Consider the following 21,656-nt stretch of genomic DNA (forward strand, 5'->3'; position numbering starts at 1 on the left):
CATGACAAAAATTATTCAAAACGTTCAAATAGTTAACAATGAAGGAAATCTAGAAACAACTGCTATTTTAGTTCAAGATGGAAGAATTGCAGCAATCGGAGCGAGTATCGCATCAAATGGTGCACAACTAATAGATGGTAAGGGACAATTACTTTCACCTGGCTTTATTGATGTACATGTTCATTTACGTGAACCAGGGGGAGAGCATAAAGAAACGATTGAAACAGGAACGAAAGCAGCAGCAAAAGGTGGTTATACAACCATTTGCGCTATGCCAAATACAAGACCAGTACCTGACAGTGCAGAAAATTTCTCACATGTATTAGATTTAGTAGAGAAAAATGCACTTGTACGCGTATTACCGTATGGTTCCATTACAATTCGACAAGCGGGCAAAGAAAGAACAGATATCGAAGCTTTAAAAAATCTTGGAGCTTTTGCTTTAACAGATGATGGTGTTGGTGTACAGGAAGCTGGAACAATGCTAGAAGCAATGAAGGAAGCAGCAAAATTCAATATCCCGATTGTCGCTCACTGTGAAGATAACACACTTATCTACGGTGGCGTGATGCATAAAGGGAAACGCAGCGAAGAACTTGGTTTAAAAGGTATACCTTCTGTTTCTGAATCAGTACATATAGCGCGAGACATTTTACTCGCAGAAGCCACAGGTGCGCACTATCATGTATGTCATGTGAGTACGAAAGAATCAGTTCGAGTGATTAGAGACGCTAAAAAAGCTGGTATTCAGGTTACAGCAGAAGTAAGCCCGCATCATTTATTACTATGTGAGGACGATATTCCATCAAATGACGCAGCATGGAAGATGAACCCTCCACTTAGAGCGAAAGAAGATATGATGGCACTGCGTGAAGGACTGGTAGATGGAACCTTAGATTTTATCGCAACAGATCATGCTCCTCATACTGAGGAAGAAAAGTCATTTGGATTTGAGAAAGCTCCTTTCGGAATTGTCGGTTTAGAAACAGCATTCCCATTATTATATACTCACTTTGTTAAAACAGGCGATTGGACACTCAAGCAGCTATTGGAATACCTAACTATCAAACCAGCGGAAGTATTTGGATTTGAGTTTGGAAAGCTTGAAGTAGGTGCTCCAGCCGATTTAGTTTTATTAGATTTAGAAAAAGAGCAAGATATTGTGAAAGAAGCTTTTGTATCCAAAGGAAAGAATACACCATTTAACGGATGGGCCTGCAATGGTTGGCCACAACTTACAATGTATAACGGAGAAATCGTATGGCAGGAGGAACAAGCATGAAAACAAGATACTTAATATTAGAAGACGGTACGGTATTTAAGGGAAATGCATTTGGAAGTGATGCAGGAACAATTGGTGAAGTAATTTTTACAACTGCAATGACAGGCTATCAGGAATCCATTTCAGATCCTTCTAACTGTGGGCAAATATTAACGTTTACGTATCCTATGGTTGGTAACTATGGTATAAATCCAGATGATTTTGAAGCTATAGAAATAGGACTTTCTGGAGTTGTTATTAGAGAGCTTGCAGAACAACCATCGAACTTCAGAAATACTGCTACTATAAGTGAATTTTTAGTTGCTAAAAACGTTCCCGGAATTGAAGGAATTGATACAAGAAAGCTAACACGTATTATTCGTATGCACGGTTCATTAAAAGGAAGGCTTACCAATGCAGACGAAGAGGTGAATGTGGAACAAATAGTACAAGAACTTCAAGCAACTGAACTTCCTAAAAATTTAGTAGAACAAGTTTCAATAACTCGACCATACCCAAGTCCAGGACGTGGAAAAAGAGTGGTACTGGTGGACTTTGGTATGAAACATGGCATATTAAGAGAACTAAACAAACGTGATTGCGATATTATTGTAGTCCCATATAACACTTCAGCAACTGAAATTATAGGTATGTACCCGGATGGTGTCATGCTATCTAATGGACCTGGAGATCCAACTGATATTCCAGAAGCAATTGAAATGGTAAAAGGAATTATCGGAAAAGTACCGATTTTCGGAGTATGTCTTGGACATCAACTTATTTCACTGGCAAGTGGTGCTAAATCCTTCAAATTGAAATTTGGTCATCGCGGAGGAAATCACCCAGTAAAAGATTTAAGAACTGGTAGAACAGAGTTAACTTCTCAAAACCATGGTTATGCAATTGATGCAGATTCCATTGCACAAACTGATTTGGAAATTACACATATAGCTTTAAATGACGGCACAGTAGAAGGAGTTAGACATACTAAGTTCCCGGTATTTTGTGTTCAGTTCCACCCAGAAGGATCCTCAGGTCCAGAAGATTCAAAACATCTATTTGACGAGTTTATCAAATTAATGAATACAGAAAGCAAAAAGGAGAATTCACATGCCTAAACGTAAAGATATAAAAACAATACTAGTAATAGGTTCCGGTCCAATTGTTATCGGTCAAGCAGCTGAATTCGACTACGCAGGTACACAAGCTTGTATTTCACTTAGAGAAGAAGGCTATAGCGTTATTCTTGTGAATTCCAACCCTGCAACTATTATGACGGATACAGAAATTGCAGATAAAGTTTATATTGAACCTCTAACATTACCATTTGTTAGTAAAATCATTCGTAAAGAGCGTCCAGATGCAATATTACCTACACTTGGTGGGCAAACTGGTTTGAATATGGCAATTGAACTCGATGAATCTGGAATTTTAGATGAACTAGGAATCGAAATACTAGGTACAAAACTAGAAGCAATTCATAAAGCAGAAGACCGAGATTTATTCCGTTCGTTGATGAATGAATTAAATGAACCAGTTCCAGATAGTGATATTATCCATAATTTAGAAGAAGCGAAAGCATTTGTCGAGAGAATTGGTTATCCTGTTATCGTTCGTCCGGCATTTACAATGGGTGGTACGGGCGGAGGTATTTGTTACAATGACGCCGATTTAGCTGAAATTGTGACAAGTGGTTTAAAATACAGCCCAGTTACTCAATGTTTACTTGAAAAATCGATTGCTGGATATAAAGAGATAGAGTACGAGGTAATGCGTGATTCTGCCGATAACGCCATTGTTGTATGCAATATGGAAAACTTCGATGCTGTTGGAATTCATACAGGGGATTCAATCGTAGTTGCTCCAACACAAACATTGTCTGACCGTGAAAACCAAATGCTTCGAAATGTATCTCTTAAAATAATTCGTGCACTTAAAATTGAAGGTGGATGTAATGTCCAATTAGCACTTGATCCGCATAGCTTCAATTATTATATTATCGAAGTTAACCCAAGAGTTAGCCGTTCTTCTGCACTGGCTTCAAAAGCAACTGGTTATCCAATCGCAAAACTTGCAGCTAAAATCGCAGTAGGTCTTACATTGGATGAGATGATGAATCCAGTTACTCAAAAAACATACGCTTGCTTCGAGCCTGCATTGGATTATATTGTAGCGAAAATTCCAAGATGGCCATTCGATAAATTCGAATCGGCTAAACGTAATCTTGGAACACAAATGAAAGCTACTGGCGAAGTAATGTCCCTAGGACGCACATTTGAGGAAGCAATACTTAAGTCAATTCGTTCACTAGAAACAGGTCATTTCCATATCGAAATGAAAAATAGCGAATCCATTACAGATGCCTGGATGGAAAAACGTATTCGTCGTGCAGGAGATGAGAGACTATTCTTCATAGGAGAAGCACTTCGCCGTGGAGTAACTGTTGAAACAATTCATGAATGGAGCCAAATTGATCTATTTTTCTTAAACAAACTTCAAAATATCGTGAAATATGAAGAAATTATTCAAAAAAATCCGTTCAACCAAGAAGTCCTTTACAAAGCAAAACGCATGGGCTTTGCAGATAAAACTATTGCAAAATATTGGAATGTCACTGAATTAGAAGTATATAACTTTAAAAAAGAAAATGGAATTGTACCAGTATACAAAATGGTCGATACGTGTGCAGGGGAGTTTGAGTCAGAAACACCATACTTCTACGGAACATACGAAGAGGAAAATGAATCCATTCGTTCAGAAAAGGAAAGCGTAATTGTACTAGGGTCAGGTCCGATTCGTATCGGTCAAGGGGTTGAGTTTGACTATGCTACTGTACATTCTGTGTGGGCTATTAAAGAAGCAGGCTACGAGGCGATTATTATAAATAATAACCCTGAAACAGTTTCAACCGACTTCTCCATCTCAGATAAGTTATATTTTGAACCACTAACATTAGAAGATGTCATGCATATCGTTGACTTAGAGCAGCCGAAAGGTGTAGTTGTACAATTCGGGGGACAAACAGCGATTAACTTAGCTGCTGGGCTTGAAGAAAGAGGAGTTAAAATTCTAGGTACAACGTTAGAAGACATTGACCGTGCTGAGAACCGCAACAAGTTTGAAGCGGCTCTACATGAAATAGATATTCCTCAGCCACTAGGTAAAACTGCAGTCTCTGTAGAAGAAGCTACAAGCATTGCCAATGAGATAGGATACCCTGTATTAGTCAGACCTTCTTATGTACTTGGTGGTCGTGCAATGCAAATTGTATATAGCGAAGATGAGATCAAACATTATATGGAGCACGCAGTGGAAGCGAGCCCTGAAAAACCAGTATTAATAGACCGTTACTTAACTGGAACAGAAATTGAAGTAGATGCAATTTGTGACGGAGAAAATGTATTAATACCAGGAATTATGGAACATATTGAACGTGCAGGAGTTCACTCTGGTGACTCAATTGCTGTGTATCCGCCACAAAAACTTTCTCAACAACAGATTGATACACTGGTAGATTACACAACAAGACTTGCTAAAGGTTTGAAAATTGTTGGATTGATGAATATTCAATATGTCATTTCTAAGGATGAGGTTTACGTAATTGAAGTAAATCCACGTTCAAGTAGAACAGTACCATTCTTAAGTAAAATCACATCTATCCCAATGGCAAATATTGCTACAAAAGCAATTTTAGGTCAAACGATTATTGAACAAGGATATTCACCGGGACTTGCCCCAAATAGCCCTGGAGTGTATGTCAAAGTTCCAGTATTCAGTTTTGCAAAACTTCGTCGTGTAGATATTACGCTTGGACCTGAAATGAAATCTACTGGAGAGGTAATGGGGAAAGATATTACACTTGAAAAAGCATTATATAAAGGATTAGCAGCAGCTAGTATGGAAATCAAAGACCACGGCACCGTACTAATGACTATATCGGATAAAGATAAAGAAGAGGGCACAGAAATTGCGAAAAGATTTTATGCAATAGGGTTCCGCATTATGGCAACACAAGGCACTGCAAAAGCAATTAAAAATGCAGGAATTCCAGTTGATATTGTAGATAAAATCGGTTCAAAAGGAACTACATTATTAGATGTAATTCAAAAAGGGGAAGCGCAATTTATCATTAACACATTGACAAAAGGCATGCAGCCTGAACGAGATGGATTCCGTATTCGTAGAGAGTCTGTAGAAAATGGCATTCCTTGTTTAACTTCATTAGATACTGCAGAAGCGATGCTCCGTGTTATTGAATCGATGACATTCTCTACGGAGACTATGAAACATCAGGAGGCTAAAGCATGATTAGACAGGAGCAAATGGAAGTCGTACACCAAAGATCCATTGCGACGAACATTTTTGAACTCACATTGACTGGACCACTTGTACTGGATATGAAACAACCAGGTCAATTTGTCCATCTACGAGTGTCTGATCAAATGGAACCTTTGCTAAGAAGACCAATAAGTATTTCAACTATAAATAAAGAAACATTAGAATTTACGATGATTTACCGAGCAGATGGAAGAGGAACTGCACTTCTATCTGAAAAAAAACAAGGGGACCAAGTCGATGTACTTGGACCTCTTGGAAATGGTTTTCCAATTGATAAAATAGAAGCTGGTCAGAAGGCTTTACTGGTAGGTGGCGGTATTGGTGTTCCACCTTTATATGAGCTATCCAAAAGACTTGTGGAAAAAGGTGTACAACCTATCCATGTGTTAGGGTTTCAATCGGAATCCGTTGTTTTTTATGAAAAGCAGTTTATTGAACTTGGAGATACCCATATCGTGACTGCGGATGGTAGTTATGGCTCTGCAGGATTTGTAACAAATGTATTAGAAACATTACAAGATGATTTTGCGGTTTACTATAGCTGTGGTCCCACACCGATGCTTGCAGCATTAGAAAAAATGTACCCAGAAAAAGAAGGGTACTTATCTTTTGAACAACGAATGGGTTGTGGAATTGGTGCATGCTTTGCATGTGTTTGTGATACAACTGAGAAAATAGATGCTGATTATGTGAAGGTTTGTTCAGATGGTCCAGTGTTCCCGTCAGGAGTGGTTCAAGTATGAATAGATTAGCTACCCAATTACCAGGTCTTTCTTTGAAAAACCCAATCATGCCGGCATCTGGTTGTTTTGGGTTTGGAAAGGAATATGCAAAATTATACGATTTGTCTAAGTTAGGTGCCATTATGATTAAGGCAACAACACCAGAAACGAGATTAGGTAATCCAACACCACGTGTGGCAGAAACCCCAGCTGGAATGTTAAATGCAATTGGTTTACAAAACCCGGGATTAACTAAAGTGATGGAAAATGAACTCACATGGCTTGAACAATACGAAGTACCAATTATTGCAAATGTAGCTGGCTATACAACTGAAGATTATGTCACTGTTGCAGAAGCGATTTCAAAGGCGCCGAATGTGCACGCACTTGAACTAAATATCTCTTGTCCAAACGTCAAACAAGGTGGTATTACATTTGGAACAGACCCCCTTATTGCAGAAGAGTTAACTAAGGCGGTAAAAGCAGTATCAGCTGTCCCTGTATACGTGAAGCTATCTCCAAATGTAACTGATATTGGAGAGATTGCAAAAGCGGTAGAAGCAGGTGGAGCTGATGGTATTACAATGATTAATACATTACTTGGCATGCGATTAGACACTATAACTGGTCGTCCAGTAATTGCAAACGTAACAGGTGGATTATCAGGTCCAGCTATTAAGCCAGTGGCACTTCGTATGATTTATGATGTAGCGAAACGAGTGTCTATTCCTATTATCGGAATGGGTGGAATTACAACAATTGATGATGTGATTGACTTCTTATCTGTTGGTGCTAGCGCGGTTGCAGTGGGAACAGCAAATTTTGTAGATCCATTTGTTTGTCCAATGTTAATCGAACAGCTTCCAGCTAAATTAGATGAACTAGGTTTTGAGACAGTAAATGATTTAGTGGGAAGGAGTCATCGACTATGAAAAATAGCCCTATTATCGCATTAGACTTTGCAAATGCAAGTGATGCATATCAATTTCTAACACCCTTTGATCAATCGTTATTTGTAAAAGTAGGTATGGAGCTTTATTTACAAGAGGGGCCTTCCATTGTTTATCGACTGAAAGAAATGGGTCATGATGTATTTCTTGATCTGAAATTACATGATATTCCACACACAGTAGGCCAAGCTATGAAAGGACTAGCTCGTTTAGGTGCAGATTTAGTCAATGTGCATGCAGCTGGGGGAGCGGCTATGATGATTGCTGCACGTGAAGGATTAGAGGCTGGTACCACAACTGGCAGCAAAAGACCCTCAATTATTGCTGTAACTCAGCTAACTTCAACGTCTGAACCTCAAATGCAACAGGAACAACTGATTCAAACGACGATTGATGCTTCGGTTGTTCATTATGCGGAGCTAGCTAAAACAGCAGCGCTAGATGGAGTCGTTTGCTCTGTTTTGGAAGCAAGAAAAATTAAAGATGCATGTGGTCATGAATTTTTAAGAGTTACTCCAGGTATACGTTTAGAAGAAGGTGAAGCTCACGATCAGGTCCGCGTAGCAACTCCTACAAATGCACGAATCCTTGGCTCCTCTCATATTGTCGTAGGACGAGCGATCACAAAAGCGAAAAACCCAGTACAAGTATATGAAACTATTTTAAAAATGTGGGAGGAAAATGCATGAGCTTAGAAAACAAAATTGCCAAGGCACTTCTAAATGTTGGTGCAGTTGCATTAAAACCTAACGACCAGTTCACATGGGCTTCTGGTATCAAATCTCCAATTTACTGTGATAACAGAATTACAATGTCTTCGCCTACAATTAGAAAAGAAATTGCACTAGGATTAGTAGAAGCAATCGAGAAAAACTTCCCAGGAACAGAAGCAGTAGCAGGTACGGCAACTGCAGGTATTCCACATGCTGCATGGGTAAGTGATTTAATGGAGCTGCCGATGATGTATGTCCGGTCAAAAGCAAAAGAACATGGCCGTGGCAATCAAATTGAAGGTAAAGTAGTCGCAGGGCAAAAAGTAGTAGTGATAGAAGACTTAATCTCCACAGGTGGAAGCAGTCTTGTTGCAGTTGAAGCTCTTCAAAAAGAGGGTATAGAAGTACTAGGTGTAGTTAGTATATTTACTTATGGACTACCTAAAGCTGAACAAGTATTTAAAGAAGCAGGTATATCTTTTGTCAGCTTAACACACTACGATGCGTTAACATCTGCTGCAAAAGAAGCAGGAATAATTGGAGAAGAGGATATTCCAATGCTTTCTAAATGGCATAATGATTTAAAACAAGGCTTGTTGAAATAACTTATAGTAAAACGATCTCCCTAAAAAAAGGAGATCGTTTTCTTATAGAGAAACTTATACCTAGACACTCGATTAAAATAGGTACCGAGATTAATTAATTTATTTTTATTTGTGCTATTTGCTTTGGTATTTGTTATATTATGAGTTAGCGATATTGGATTCCGTTTAATTTAAACGGACGGGACCATATAACTTAAGATTTAATATGGAACTTGTTATTGAGAGGACGAGTGTAAGGTATGAAGAATTTAATGGTGAGAGATCTTGTGAATAGATTTTCTTTGGAAGTTTTATCTGGTCACGATCAATGCCATCGGGTATTAAAGAAAACAAAAGTTCGACGTCCAGGGTTGGAGTTTATGGATAAATTTGATTTTATAGCAACGGAACATGTTCAAATTTTAGGTAAAAATGAAATAAGCTACTTACATACACTCCAAGAAGTAGAATGTAAATTACGAATAGGCAATATAATTAAATACGATCCGCCCTGTATAATAATTACATCTAATCAAGAGGAGCCACCAGGATTAATACAATATTGTGTTGAAAATGAAATACCATTACTGCGCACATTTGATTCCACTAGCGAAGTAAGTGCAAAACTTGATGCATTTGTTGTTAAAGCTATGGCACCAGAGATTTCGATACATGGTGTTTGTGTGAATGTGTCCGGAATGGGGATATTGTTACGTGGTAAATCAGGTGTAGGTAAAAGTGAAACAGCTCATACATTGATTGGACGCGGTCATAGATTAGTTGCAGATGATATTGTCGTTTTAAAAAAGCTAAGTCCACAGACGCTTCTGGGATCTCATAATGAAAAAAACAAAGAATTCTTGGCTTTGCGAAGTATTGGATTATTAAACGTAGTCCGTCTGTATGGTCGTACAGCATTTCAAGAGGAAACACGTATAGCATTAGATATTGAGTTAACTAAATGGGAAAGCAATACATTGAATAACGAGTTAGAATTGGAAACCAAGTTTATAGATTATATGGGCGTTCAGATACCTCATATTCAAATTCAGTTACAACCAGGTCGTGATGTAGCAGGTCTTATTGAAGCTGCCGCAAATAATTGGTACCTAAAGCAGCAGGGATATAGTGCTGCAGAAGAATTTGTGAAAAGATTAGAGCAAGAAATGGAAGATTAGTGAAGAATACATAAAAAGCGCCCACCGTATTTATTTTAATGGTGGGTACTTTTTATGCTTTACAAAAAATATTTTTTATTTTCAAATAAAATTATAGACTTGGAAGCGTTTTCCAGTTTATTATTCTCTAAATGATACCACTTAATATTTGAATGCTCTATTTGGGGATTCCACACTAAATAGAAAGGATATGAATAAAAGCAGATGAATTTGTATTTATAATTTGGAATGGGGGATTTTAAATGGAAAAGTTATTTAAAAAAGAATTTTCTATAGTTTTATCAATTATCCCAAAGATGTTGCAAACGTTTCTGAATTTCTGTCTAATATTGTTAGCGCTAATTTTATCATTTTTACTTATTAAAGAGTTAACTGTATTCTTTAAAATTTTGATAACTGTTGGGTCCAGTGATTACAAGCAATTCCTTGCAAATATCCTCATTTTCTTTTTATATTTTGAGTTCATTACGATGATTGTTAAATATTTTAAGGAAGACTATCATTTTCCACTTAGGTATTTTTTATATGTAGGAATTACTGCCATGATTAGGCTAATTATTGTCGAGCATGATCACCCGATTGATACCTTAATCTATTCACTAGTTATACTGATTTTAATAGTCGGTTATTTCATTATGAATATTACACCTCTAGAGAGACCAAAGCGTCAATTGTTTTTTAAAGAGTAGTATGGTGTAAATCAGTAATGTTAACTAAAAACCGTGCTGCGCATTTATTAAGTAAATATTTGATACGCAACACGTTTTTATTGTAGTGCATCTTTATTACAAATAAATCTTGAGATTAATGATCCTATTCTTCGGATTCTTTTATTGAAGAATATTTGGTGTAGAAATGTTTTTTTGACCAGATTTGGATACTGCGTCAATGATGGTTGAATCTAGGTTTGTATTCTTAGCAGTTCCATCTAACTGCGGTTTTGTATCTGATTTTTGAGAAGCAGCTTGCTTAATAGTTGAACTAGAGGCTGATTTAGTATTGCTCCCAATTGTAAAAGCATCTTTCTTGTTTGTGTTCCCATTTGTATTTGGTTTCTTATTGCCTGTCCCACTTGTTCCAGAGGCATTTTTTGAGTTGGTCATACCTGCTACGTCTTTGACCATTTGACTAACCTGTGGTGCGACAGTTTGAGCAATGCTTCCGATTGTTTGTGCATTGGTCCCCATAGAATTTTGTCCAGCACTGCTACTATTTTGGCTACTTCCCATACTTGGTGAGCCAGAAGCAGTTTGAGACGAAGATGTGCTTGTTAATTTTTGTGCAATATTTCCAACCATTTGCATGATGTTTCCACTTTTTTGTCCAGTATTGCCACTTGAAGCATATTGTCCAGATGAAGTTCCGTTTGCCATCATATTATTAGCATTAGCTGCATTAGCTTGTGCACCTTGATTTGCATTTTCACTTGCTAGATTTTCCATAATAGTTCCTAACGCTTTAGTTGGACAAAATTTTGTTGCTCCTTCAGCTGCTTTCATAGACCCAAAAAGGACAAGCATCTTTCCACTTCTACTTTTTGGTTCACGTAAAAGGCGTAGGGTACCATAAGTGGTCATTACTGAACCTACCATGAGTCGGAAGAATGCAGTTCCTGGATTAAGATTTTGTTGGTTAAATGCCATGTCATGACCTCCTAATATTCATTTCATTATTGCTTGGGAAATAATACAAAGAAATAAGTAGTAAAATTAAGAAACAGATGATCCATTTCAGACCTTATAATCCCCATACAATCGATTTTTATACGATATTATTTCTGCGGTGATAAAGATTTATTTCTTAAGCATTTGTTCTTGTGCCATTCTAACCATTTCTTTTACCATACTCCCTCCAATTGAGCCCCCAATTTTTCCTGCCTGTTCTGAAGTGAGTTTACCGTTATATTCGTTATTTAAGGGAATACTTAATTCATCTGCAATTTCGTATTTTACATCGTCCGGATTATTACTTTTTACCTTATAACCTTTCTCTTTCATTACTCGAACCTTCAATTTATCTAGTTCCTTACGTGCAGAAGGTACTAATATTTTATTTTTATTTGCCATTATGTCTTCACTCCTTCATAAGGTAGTCTTTACGAAAAATGAGATTTTACACTATTGGTATTTAATACAAAGTAATAATTATAGCAGCATAATTTTTTTTGTAGACACTATTAACTTTTAACCCTAAAATTTTAAATGATTTTGATTAAAATAATTCATTTCCTTAATATCTAGATAAATACTATAATTGCATTTGGCGGTAAATTATCGTCTTTTAGAAAGGATTCCTATACAATATGAGGAATATTATTCATATGGGGGAATGACTATGGAACTTCGCAATTTAAAAACCTTTTTGGTTGTTGCTGATTGCGGTGGATTTACTAGAGCTGGGGAGCAATTGGGTTATACGCAGTCAACTGTTACGAATCATGTTAGGGCATTGGAAGAGGCTGTAGGGAACCGCCTTTTTGATCGATTAGGAAAAACAGTAGTTTTAACGGATGCGGGTACACATCTAGCTACATATGCCAATGAAATCTTACAACTTTATCAAGAAGCGGTCGATTCATCCAGATTAAATAATGAGCCTTCTGGTACAGTATTAATCGGAGCAAATGAATCTTTAATGGTATATAGATTACCGACCATACTGTATGAATTTAAAAGGATGTATCCAAAAGTCCAGCTTATTTTGCAACCTTCTGAAAGTCAGGAGCTTAACAATGAGTTAAAATCCGGAAAGTTTGACTTGGCTCTATTTACAAATCCTGAAAAATTAGGTTCAGATATTATAACGAGGGATTTAGTGAAAGAGACGCTGGTAATGATTGCCCCTGCAGGCCATCGTTTATGTGGTAAAGCGGTAATCACTCCAAATGATTTGGAAGATGAAGTATTGCTTCTGACGGAGGCAGGAAGTTACCGTGATTTGTTGGAGAGATGGATTAAAGACGATGGTGTTGGTTGTTCACGCATTGCCTTTTGGAATATTGAAGCAATCAAACAATCGGTGAAGTGTGGGCTAGGTTTATCCTATTTACCTTTGATGACGGTGAGAGAGGAATTGGAGCGGGGCAGTTTAGTCGCACTTCCTTGGGTGCATAGCGATGAGTTCGTAACTACCCAACTTGCATATCACAAAGATAAGTGGCTAACGCCAGCTATGAATAAATTAATTGAAATAATCGAAAAGCACGCAAAGAAATGGGAGTCTGAAGACTGACAGTAAACTACATATGTAGAGTTTTTGCTTGGTTATTGGTAGGAGGAATTACATAACATGGCACAACAACGTACTAAAGAAATATTCTTAATTATAATTGGGTCCTTATTGTTCGCAATCGGTATTAACTATTTTGCAATCCCATATCGATTATCTGAGGGTGGGGTTATTGGGATAACTGTTATTACTTATTATTTATTCGAATGGTCACCAGGTGTTGTGAACCTTATTATCAATGCTATTCTTTTAGTGATTGGTTATAAGTTTTTTGATAGAAAGACAATGATATATACAGTACTTGGAATTATTTTTTCCTCCTTATTTCTATTTATCACAGAAGATGTAGGACATCAATTGAATGGTGACACATTGCTTGCCGCATTGTTCTCTGGGGTATTTGTTGGTCTTGGTCTAGGTTTAATGTTCAGAGCTGGAGGAACTTCTGGGGGATCCGCTATTTTAGCTCGTTTAGCCAATCAATATTTAGGATGGAGTCTGGGTAAGGGTGTCCTTATCATTGATATTGTCGTTATTGCTGGCTCGGTATTCATCATTGGTCAGGAAAAAGCGATGTACACACTTGTTGCTGTATTTTTAGGTTCTAAAGTAATTGATTATGTAATTGAAGGACTAAATAGCCGAACAGCTGTGACAATCATTTCGGAACGTTCCGAAGAAATTCGCCAATTTATATTATCTAAAATGTCTCGAGGAGTAACAATTCTTGAAGGTCGTGGCGGCTATAGCCAGGATCAAAAGGAAGTCCTCTATATTGTCATCAACCAACAGGAATTAGTCCAATTAAAACAAACTGTTAGCAGCGTAGATGAGCAGGCATTTGTTGTCGTCCATGAAGTACGTGATGTATTAGGTAGTAGTTTTAGTGTTCAGTAGAATGGAAGATTATAGTAGTAGCCTCTAATCAAATATTTACTTTTAAAGAAGATTTTGGAGTTGTGAGAGGGTGAAAAGATGAGATTAATCCTGCCAAAAGAATATACTAATTTTTTTCGGATTGTCTTTCCGATCGTCTTACTATTAATTGCCATAAATAATGTTTTTTAAATTGGAAGTTTCAACTATATCATTTCAACGAATTAGAGGACTTTGGTTCAATCTTGTTTGTCTTGATTATTAGTATATTTGAAAGTGCTCTCTGTACATTCTTTTTATGGTTCCTCCTTTATCGAGTGATTAAAAAGATTGTGGGAAACAAGGTCAAGTGAAAGATTTATACGTTTCATTAACCTAAGTGGCAAATAAATGGTTTTAGGAACAATATACCTTTTAGAGTTACTCACTCAAATTAATTGACTGCTTAATAGGAATAACCCATCAGAGTTCTAACTCACACAATGATGGGTTATTTTTTATGGTTAAATGGCAGATTCATTAGAAAAATTATTGTTAAGCTACTTCTCTTCAACTGTAATGGCATGCTTCTAAATCCTCAAATACAGCATAAATTTTTCCTGAATTGGGTAAACTTTTATTTGAAATAGGGAAGTTTATGCACCTACAATAATTCGGACCATGCACTAGTTTAGTTTCTCTATGATGAAGTGTTATCTATACAATTTTCAGAATAGAGTAGAGTAGAGATTATTGGAAGAATAATAATCTAAATATTTTAGTTAGTATGAAAGAGGTGCTCAATGAGTTTGAAGTTTGCTATACTTATTTGTTTGAGTTTAATGTGTCTAATTGCTTGTATTACTTTTTATTTGGGGATAAAGATATCTAAAAGATTTATAAGATATATACCAGTGTTTTCCTTGAGTTCAGGAGTGATCTTTTTTTATATTAGACTAAATTATATTTCTAATTCCCCTAGTCCCTTCGAAAGCATTTTCGATAAAATTGCTTTAATTATACTTCTTGTTGTATTCAGTTTTGCTTTGTTAGAAGTAGTTATTATTGAAGTTGTAGAGAACACAAAATTACTTGGTAAAGGAATTAAAGGTATACGAAAAGCTTTAAAATTAGTGTATATAAAGAAAGAACAGGTCAGATAGAAGTAAGGGAGCTACTTCCTTCTGACCTGTCGATTTTTTCCATATAGGAAATATTTCATCAAGAAATTTCTACTTTTTCATATTTCTAATTTTCTCTTCATCCGGTGTTACAAACAATGTCGTCTGTTCAAAATAAATAACAAACCCAGGCTTTGATCCGTTAGGTTTTTTCACTTGTTTAATCACTGTATAATCCACTGGAACTGAAGCTGATTCACGAGCTTTGCTAAAATAAGCAGCAAGATTTGCCGCCTCTAATAATGCAGTTTCTGAAGGGTTATCAGAATGTATTACTACATGAGATCCAGGGATATCCTTTGTATGAAGCCATGTATCGGTTTTCCGAGCTAATTTAAATGTTACAAAATCATTTTGTTTGTTGTTTTTGCCAACTGAAATTTCTGTACCATCGGAGGCAATAAATTTTTCTGGTATCGGTTTCGTTGGTTTTTTCTTCTTTTTCGATGCCCTTGCTTTTAATAAACCCTGCTCCATAAGTTCTTCTCGAATTTCTTCAATATCGGTTGGAGAAGCTTGCATAACTTGCTGGAGCAGTAACTCGAAGTATTCTATATCCTCTTTTGTAATTTCAAATTGCTGTTCAATTTTAAGTAATGCAGTTTTTGCTTTTGTATAACGGCTATAGTACCTTTGTGCGTTTTGTGTAGCTGTTTTCCGAATATCTAACGGAATAAGAACAGTCTTTTCATTTTCATCATAATAATTAACAAGCTCTACTTCTTTTAATCCTTTTTCAATCGCGTATGCATTTGCCATTAACAGTTCGCCGAATAGCTGATACGTATCTAAGTTTTCAGCTTGCTCGAAATCTTTTTGGAGTTTTTTCATTTTTAACTTTAATTTGTTTAATTCGTTTTGAAGCCATCGTTCCAAATCTCCAGCCTGTTGCTTCACACGGTCTCGCTCTGCTTTTGCGAAATAAACACGGTCCAGTAAATTACCTAGACTTTCCTCATTAAATTTGTTGCCATCTAAATGTGTTAATGCATTGGGAGAATAGAAGGTTTTCCCATTTACTTCTACAATTTGTTTATTAGAGCCACCCTGTTTAATCTCATCTATAAATTCTTTATAAGTTTTCACCCTATCTTTAGAATTTTGGAATCTATATACTAATTCTTTTGCATGTAGTGGAGAAAACCCAGAAATTTGGTCCATAATTTCTTTAGGATCGCTGCTCGATTGCAGTACTCCTTCTAATTCTGAAATCTCCAGTGGATTCAACTTATTTTGAGATGGTGGTGCAATATATGGTTGACCAGGCAAAATAGTACGATAACTATTCATGGATGGAGATAGATGTTTTATACTTTCCAAAATAAGATTACGAGAAGGGTCAACTAAAAGTAAATTGCTGTGCCGTCCCATGATTTCCATATGAATTTCACGTGAAATATCATCACCAATCTCGTTTTTACTCTGTATTTGGAAAATAATAATTCGATCGCTTTCATGTTGGTAAATACCAGTAATAATTCCACCTTCCAAATGCTTTCGCAAAACCATACAAAAAAGTGGTGGTTGGGCGGGATTATCAATTGTTTCATGTGTAATTTGTACACGTGAATAGGATGAATGAACGGAGAACAATAGTTTATAATTTTTACCTTGAGCCCTTATATGCATTAATATTTCCTGTGCATTTGGTTGGTGTATTTTTGAAATACGACCTGTAACGAGCTGCTGTAATTCAGTTGTCATCGAAATTGTAAATAAACCATCAAAAGCCATAAGTATTCCTCTTTCAAAACATTATTTTGTATTTAGTAACCAGTACCTAGTGTTAAAGTAAAAAGGCGTCCTATGCTTTTCAATACTGTCTTAGGTTTTCAGCTAAGGTAAAGGACGCCTTTATGTGAAATCCTTCCAGCACTTGCTCCTGCGCAAAGCTCGTCGCAGAAAGTTCGTATGCTCCTGCGCAAAGCTCGTCGCAGAAGAGCGGTGTCGGTTCTTTCATAGGCGCTTGCGCTTTTCTAATATATCTTATCATTTTCCACTGTACTTGTGTTATAATCAGTAAAGTATGTAATTGGAAGAAGTCGACGTAGTATGACTGTATTTGAAGGAGACGTTATGCGAAGAGAAAAAGGTATATTGATCGTTTTATCAGGTCCGTCTGGAGTAGGTAAAGGGACAGTCCGAAAAGAATTATTTTCAGAGCCAGGTACAAACTATGAGTATTCTATATCCATGACTACGAGAAGCCCTCGTGAAGGTGAAGTAGATGGAGTAGATTATTTCTTTAAGCAAAAAGAAGAATTTGAACAACTGATCGAACAAGGTAAATTGTTAGAATATGCATCCTATGTTGGAAACTACTATGGGACACCTATTGACTATGTAAACGCTACATTAGATTCTGGACGAGATGTTTTTTTAGAAATAGAAGTTCAAGGCGCAGCTCTAGTTCGTGAAAAAGCTCCAGAGGCTCTGTTTATTTTCCTTGCACCGCCAAGCCTTTCTGAGCTTGAGCAAAGACTTATAGGTAGAGGGACGGAAACGGAGGATGTCATTAGTTCAAGAATTAAAGCTGCAAGGCAAGAGCTTGAAATGATGCATTTATATGATTATGTGGTAGAAAACGATGAAGTGGCTAAAGCATGTGCGAAAATCAATGCAATAGTAGTAGCCGAACATTGTCGACGTGAACGTGTAGAAAAAAGATATTCAGCTATGCTGGAAGGAGAATTTTAAATGTTATATCCATCAGTAGATTCATTAAAAACCCAAATCGATTCAAAATATTCTTTAGTGAGTGTTGCTTCCAAGCGAGCAAGACAATTACAAGAAGAAGGCGGAGAACGTCTAACTTCATATGTATCTCATAAGCAAGTTGGGAGAGCATTAGAAGAAGTTGCAGCTGGTGAACTAACTATACAATCATCTAGTGATTCTGTAGTTTACGAAGACGAAGTATAATATTTAACAATACGTAGTAGATGTCTTAATAAGCTGCGGATTAACTGCAACCTCCCAAAGAATGTACGGTTCTTTGGGAGGTTGTTGTTTAGAGGGGAGAATTCATGATGTTAACTTCTAAAAAAATTCTTGTTTGTGTTACCGGTGGAATTGCCGTATACAAAGCAGTAGCATTGGTTAGTAAATTGACACAAGCAGGGGCAAATGTAAAAGTAATGATGACAAAATCAGCAATGGAATTTGTACAGCCATTAAGCTTTCAGGCTATGTCTAGAAATGATGTGTATTTTGATACATTTGATGAAAAAGATTCTAGCGTTATTGCGCATATCGATTTAGCAGACTGGGCAGATTTAGTAATTGTAGCTCCTGCTACTGCCAATGTAATTGGCAAATTAGCAAATGGTATTGCGGATGATATGGTAACTACAACTATACTAGCAACAACTGCGGATGTATGGATAGCACCTGCGATGAATGTACATATGTATGAAAATGCTGCAGTTATACGTAATATTGCCCAACTTTCAAATGATGGTTATCAGTTTATCGAACCTTCTGAAGGTTTTTTAGCTTGTGGATATGTTGGGAAAGGTCGATTAGAAGAACCAGAAAAAATAGTACAGTTGGTTGGAATGTATTTTGTACCGAAAGAACTACCTTTAAAAGGAACAAAAGTTGTCGTAACAGCAGGTCCAACTAGAGAGAGAATAGATCCTGTACGATTTTTGACTAATTTTTCTAGTGGTAAAATGGGATACGCTATGGCTGAGGCTGCAGCAAGTCTTGGTGCAGAAACTATATTGATTTCTGGTCCAGTCAGTTTAGTTCCCCCAACAAATGTAACACTAGTTTCCGTGGAAAGTGCAAAAGAAATGTTAGATGCTGTGTTACTTCATTTTGAAACAGCTTCCATGGTCATAAAAACTGCTGCCGTCGCTGATTATAAGCCAAAAGAGGTATATTCTCAAAAGATGAAAAAGCAAGCAGGTGATTCAGCTCTTGTATTAGAAAGAACTACAGATATTCTTTTAGAACTAGGTAAACGAAAAAAAAACCAATTGTTAATAGGCTTTGCAGCAGAAACAAATGATGTTATCCATTATGCAAAAAGTAAATTAGTGAAGAAAAACGCGGATTATATCATTGCAAATGATGTGACTGAAGAGGATTCAGGATTTGGAACAGATACAAATACTGTGACGTTAGTTGGAAAAAATATAGAGCGGCAGTTTCCAAATCAAAACAAAAAAGAGCTTGCGATGCAATTAATGGAAACAATTATTCAATTGGAAAAAGATGATTCTAAATGATAGTAGAAGTTATTGTAGATGTCTCAGCTTATCCTATCGATCGGCCTTTTGACTATGTAGTTCCTGAAAATTTAGAAACGGTTATAGAACGCGGGAGCAGAGTTCATGTTCCTTTCGGAAATAGAAAGGTACAAGGATTTATAACGAATATTAAAGTACATTCTGATTTAGATGTTTCTAAGCTAAAAGAGATTATTTCTATAATCGACGTGGAACCCGTAATTCCTGAAGAATTATTACAACTTTCGAAATGGATGACCAATAAAACATTATGCTATGAAATAGATGCACTGCAAGTCATGTTGCCAGCTGCTCTTCGTGCCACATATAAAAAAGAAATTATGCTTGTAGAACCAGATGGAGTAGATATAGAATCTTTGGCATTATTTGGTGCAAAAGAAACTATTGCTTATGAAGTATTTGAAAAAGCTGGTTTATTACGATTGATGAAAAAATATTTGAATCAAGGAAATTTTCGGTTAGAAACTGTTATTAAACAAAATGCTAAAGTGAAAACAATTGCTAAGTATCGTAAAGTGGAGGACGTGGAATTAGTTCATACTCAACTTAATGAACTTCCCAAGAATGCTGTTAAACAAAAAGAGTTAATTGAATGGTTATTAATACAAAAGCAACCTTCGTTTACAATGGAAGAACTTAAAAATTTTGCAAAAACTAATAATCATACGGTTAAAGCTTTAATCGACAAAGGAATTTTAGAAAAGGAAAATAAAGAAATATACCGTGAGATAAACAGCCTAGAATATAGTGATCAAGACCGAAGATTTAAATTGACGGATGAACAGCAAGAAGCACTTCAAAAGATTAATGATGCGCAGGATAATGATCAGAATACTACTTTTCTGTTACATGGTATTACTGGTAGCGGTAAAACAGAGATATATTTGAATGCTATTGAAAGGTCAATCAATGAAGGCAAACAAGCCATTATGCTTGTGCCTGAAATATCATTGACTCCACAAATGACTAGAAGATTTAAATTGCGTTTTGATGATCAAGTAGCTGTGATGCATAGTGGATTGTCAGCCGGCGAAAAGTTTGATGAGTGGCGTAAAATTTGGCGTGGAGAGGTAAAGGTTGTTGTTGGAGCAAGATCTGCAATATTTGCTCCTTTTAAAAATCTTGGCTTAATCATTTTAGATGAAGAGCATGAGTCTACCTATAAACAGGAAGATACACCGAGGTATCATGCTAGAGATGTAGCAATTTGGAGAAGCGAATTTCATAACTGCCCAGTCATTTTAGGCAGTGCTACTCCTTCACTTGAATCGTATGCTCGTGCTACTAAAGATGTCTACACTTTATTGACGTTGAATATGCGTGCAAAGGAACAGTCATTGCCGATTGTAAATATAGTGGACATGCGTGCTGAGTTAAAAAACGGAAATCGTTCTATGTTCAGTGTAGGGCTAGCAGATGCTGTCAGAGAAAAGTTAGAGAAAAATGAACAAATCGTTTTATTTTTAAACAAAAGAGGATTTTCCTCCTTTGTTTTATGTCGAGATTGTGGAACAGTAGTTGAATGCGACAATTGTGATATTTCGCTTACCTATCACCGAGAGGGTGAGCAGTTAAAATGTCATTATTGTGGACATGAAGAACCAGTGCCGAAGCAATGTCCAGAATGTTCAAGTGAGCATATTCGCTTTTTCGGAACGGGTACCCAGAAAGTCGAAGAGGAGATAACTAAATTATTCCCTTATGCAAGAGTTCTACGAATGGATGTAGATACGACTAAAACTAAAGGTTCACATGAACGAATTTTAAAACAATTTGGAGATGGAGAAGCGGATATTTTACTTGGAACTCAAATGATCGCCAAGGGATTGGATTTTCCAAATATTACGCTGGTTGGAGTGTTAAATGCAGATACAACTTTGCACTTAGCTGATTTTAGATCAGCAGAAAAAACGTTTCAACTAATGACACAAGTAAGTGGACGAGCTGGCCGACATGACAAAGAAGGACAGGTGTACATCCAAACGTATACTCCAGAGCATTATGCAATTGAATATTCAAGATCACAATTATATGAGCCTTTTTATCATAAAGAAATGTTGGTGCGAAAACAGTTCGAATACCCTCCTTTCTACTATTTAACACTTGTTCAGGTTACACATGAAAATGTCCTGTTAGCGGCCGAATATGCAAAACTAGCGACCGACTGGCTCCGAACGAATTTATCTTCTACCACAATGGTAATAGGACCAACTTCTAGTGCAATCAGTAAAATACAAAATAGATATCGATACCAATGTTTGATAAAATACAAAAAAGAACCAATATTAGTAGAAAAACTCCAACAATTAATCAAAATATACCGAACCGAGTGGATAAAAAAAGGAATCATTTTAACAATTGATCTGGATCCATCCACTATTTTATAAGGT

18 protein-coding genes are annotated in these 21,656 nt (G+C 36.5%); 15 read left to right on the forward strand and 3 right to left on the reverse strand.

All coding sequences use genetic code 11. From position 1 onward, the window contains the following. Position 1 precedes the first annotated feature (1 nt). From MKY29_RS06595 to psiE, 9 genes are all read left to right on the forward strand, one after another. Positions 2-1,282, forward strand: a complete 1,281-nt coding sequence (locus MKY29_RS06595; protein ID WP_340879347.1) for a dihydroorotase — start codon at positions 2-4, stop codon at positions 1,280-1,282. Then, positions 1,279-2,379, forward strand: a complete 1,101-nt coding sequence (locus tag MKY29_RS06600; RefSeq protein WP_340879348.1) for a carbamoyl phosphate synthase small subunit — start codon at positions 1,279-1,281, stop codon at positions 2,377-2,379. Before MKY29_RS06595 ends, MKY29_RS06600 begins: the two co-directional genes overlap by 4 nt. Then, on the forward strand, positions 2,372-5,569 hold the full coding sequence (gene carB / locus MKY29_RS06605; RefSeq protein ID WP_340879349.1) for a carbamoyl-phosphate synthase large subunit: 3,198 nt from the start codon (positions 2,372-2,374) through the stop codon (positions 5,567-5,569). Before MKY29_RS06600 ends, carB begins: the two co-directional genes overlap by 8 nt. Then, complete coding sequence (locus MKY29_RS06610) at positions 5,566-6,342, forward strand: dihydroorotate dehydrogenase electron transfer subunit (protein ID WP_093494418.1); 777 nt, start codon at positions 5,566-5,568, stop codon at positions 6,340-6,342. The genes carB and MKY29_RS06610 overlap by 4 nt, the downstream gene beginning before the upstream one ends. Continuing rightward, positions 6,339-7,253 carry a dihydroorotate dehydrogenase gene (locus tag MKY29_RS06615; protein WP_340879350.1) on the forward strand — a complete coding sequence of 305 codons (915 nt, stop codon included), beginning with the start codon at positions 6,339-6,341 and terminating at the stop codon, positions 7,251-7,253. Before MKY29_RS06610 ends, MKY29_RS06615 begins: the two co-directional genes overlap by 4 nt. Beyond that, complete coding sequence (pyrF, locus tag MKY29_RS06620) at positions 7,250-7,960, forward strand: orotidine-5'-phosphate decarboxylase (RefSeq protein WP_340879351.1); 711 nt, start codon at positions 7,250-7,252, stop codon at positions 7,958-7,960. Before MKY29_RS06615 ends, pyrF begins: the two co-directional genes overlap by 4 nt. Beyond that, positions 7,957-8,589: an orotate phosphoribosyltransferase gene (pyrE, locus tag MKY29_RS06625; RefSeq protein WP_340879352.1), complete on the forward strand. Its 633-nt coding sequence runs from the start codon at positions 7,957-7,959 to the stop codon at positions 8,587-8,589. Before pyrF ends, pyrE begins: the two co-directional genes overlap by 4 nt. 239 nt (positions 8,590-8,828) lie before the next feature. Further along, positions 8,829-9,746 carry an HPr(Ser) kinase/phosphatase gene (gene hprK, locus MKY29_RS06630; RefSeq protein ID WP_340879353.1) on the forward strand — a complete coding sequence of 306 codons (918 nt, stop codon included), beginning with the start codon at positions 8,829-8,831 and terminating at the stop codon, positions 9,744-9,746. 242 nt (positions 9,747-9,988) lie between these two features. Continuing rightward, positions 9,989-10,435 carry a phosphate-starvation-inducible protein PsiE gene (psiE, locus tag MKY29_RS06635; protein WP_093494419.1) on the forward strand — a complete coding sequence of 149 codons (447 nt, stop codon included), beginning with the start codon at positions 9,989-9,991 and terminating at the stop codon, positions 10,433-10,435. Between the two features lie 141 nt (positions 10,436-10,576). Here psiE and MKY29_RS06640 read toward each other — a convergent pair whose 3' ends face one another. Together MKY29_RS06640 and MKY29_RS06645 are read right to left on the reverse strand one after the other, a co-directional pair. Then, complete coding sequence (locus MKY29_RS06640; protein WP_340879354.1) at positions 10,577-11,389, reverse strand: YgaP family membrane protein; 813 nt, start codon at positions 11,387-11,389, stop codon at positions 10,577-10,579. 150 nt (positions 11,390-11,539) lie between these two features. Beyond that, positions 11,540-11,812 (reverse strand): small, acid-soluble spore protein, alpha/beta type, encoded by a 273-nt coding sequence (locus MKY29_RS06645; RefSeq protein ID WP_340879355.1) that lies wholly within the window; start codon positions 11,810-11,812, stop codon positions 11,540-11,542. A 268-nt stretch (positions 11,813-12,080) separates the two neighbouring features. Between MKY29_RS06645 and MKY29_RS06650 the strand changes: the two genes are divergently transcribed. Both MKY29_RS06650 and MKY29_RS06655 read left to right on the forward strand, forming a co-directional pair. After that, positions 12,081-12,977, forward strand: coding sequence for a LysR family transcriptional regulator (locus tag MKY29_RS06650; protein WP_090562733.1), 897 nt, complete (start codon positions 12,081-12,083; stop codon positions 12,975-12,977). Between the two features lie 57 nt (positions 12,978-13,034). Continuing rightward, on the forward strand, positions 13,035-13,871 hold the full coding sequence (locus tag MKY29_RS06655) for a YitT family protein (RefSeq protein ID WP_340879356.1): 837 nt from the start codon (positions 13,035-13,037) through the stop codon (positions 13,869-13,871). Between the two features lie 1,190 nt (positions 13,872-15,061). Here MKY29_RS06655 and MKY29_RS06660 read toward each other — a convergent pair. Continuing rightward, the gene (locus MKY29_RS06660; RefSeq protein ID WP_340879357.1) at positions 15,062-16,744 is read right to left on the reverse strand and encodes an Rqc2 family fibronectin-binding protein; all 1,683 of its coding nucleotides are present in this window, start codon (positions 16,742-16,744) and stop codon (positions 15,062-15,064) included. Positions 16,745-17,086: 342 nt separating this feature from the next. Here MKY29_RS06660 and gmk point away from each other — a divergent pair, with 342 nt between their 5' ends. The 4 genes from gmk (at position 17,087) to priA (ending at position 21,653) form a co-directional block, all read left to right on the forward strand. Further along, on the forward strand, positions 17,087-17,707 hold the full coding sequence (gmk, locus tag MKY29_RS06665; protein WP_090563572.1) for a guanylate kinase: 621 nt from the start codon (positions 17,087-17,089) through the stop codon (positions 17,705-17,707). Then, entirely contained in the window at positions 17,708-17,932 is a 225-nt protein-coding gene (gene rpoZ, locus MKY29_RS06670) for a DNA-directed RNA polymerase subunit omega (protein WP_093494426.1), read from the forward strand. It abuts the gene before it with no gap. Between the two features lie 107 nt (positions 17,933-18,039). Beyond that, a complete protein-coding gene (coaBC, locus tag MKY29_RS06675) occupies positions 18,040-19,245 on the forward strand; it encodes a bifunctional phosphopantothenoylcysteine decarboxylase/phosphopantothenate--cysteine ligase CoaBC (RefSeq protein WP_340879358.1) in 1,206 nt (401 codons plus the stop codon). Further along, the gene (gene priA, locus MKY29_RS06680) at positions 19,242-21,653 is read left to right on the forward strand and encodes a primosomal protein N' (protein ID WP_340879359.1); all 2,412 of its coding nucleotides are present in this window, start codon (positions 19,242-19,244) and stop codon (positions 21,651-21,653) included. The genes coaBC and priA overlap by 4 nt, the downstream gene beginning before the upstream one ends. Positions 21,654-21,656 lie beyond the last annotated feature (3 nt).

The sequence above is a fragment of the Psychrobacillus sp. FSL K6-2365 genome, from assembly GCF_038003165.1.
Lineage (GTDB): Bacteria > Bacillota > Bacilli > Bacillales_A > Planococcaceae > Psychrobacillus > Psychrobacillus psychrodurans.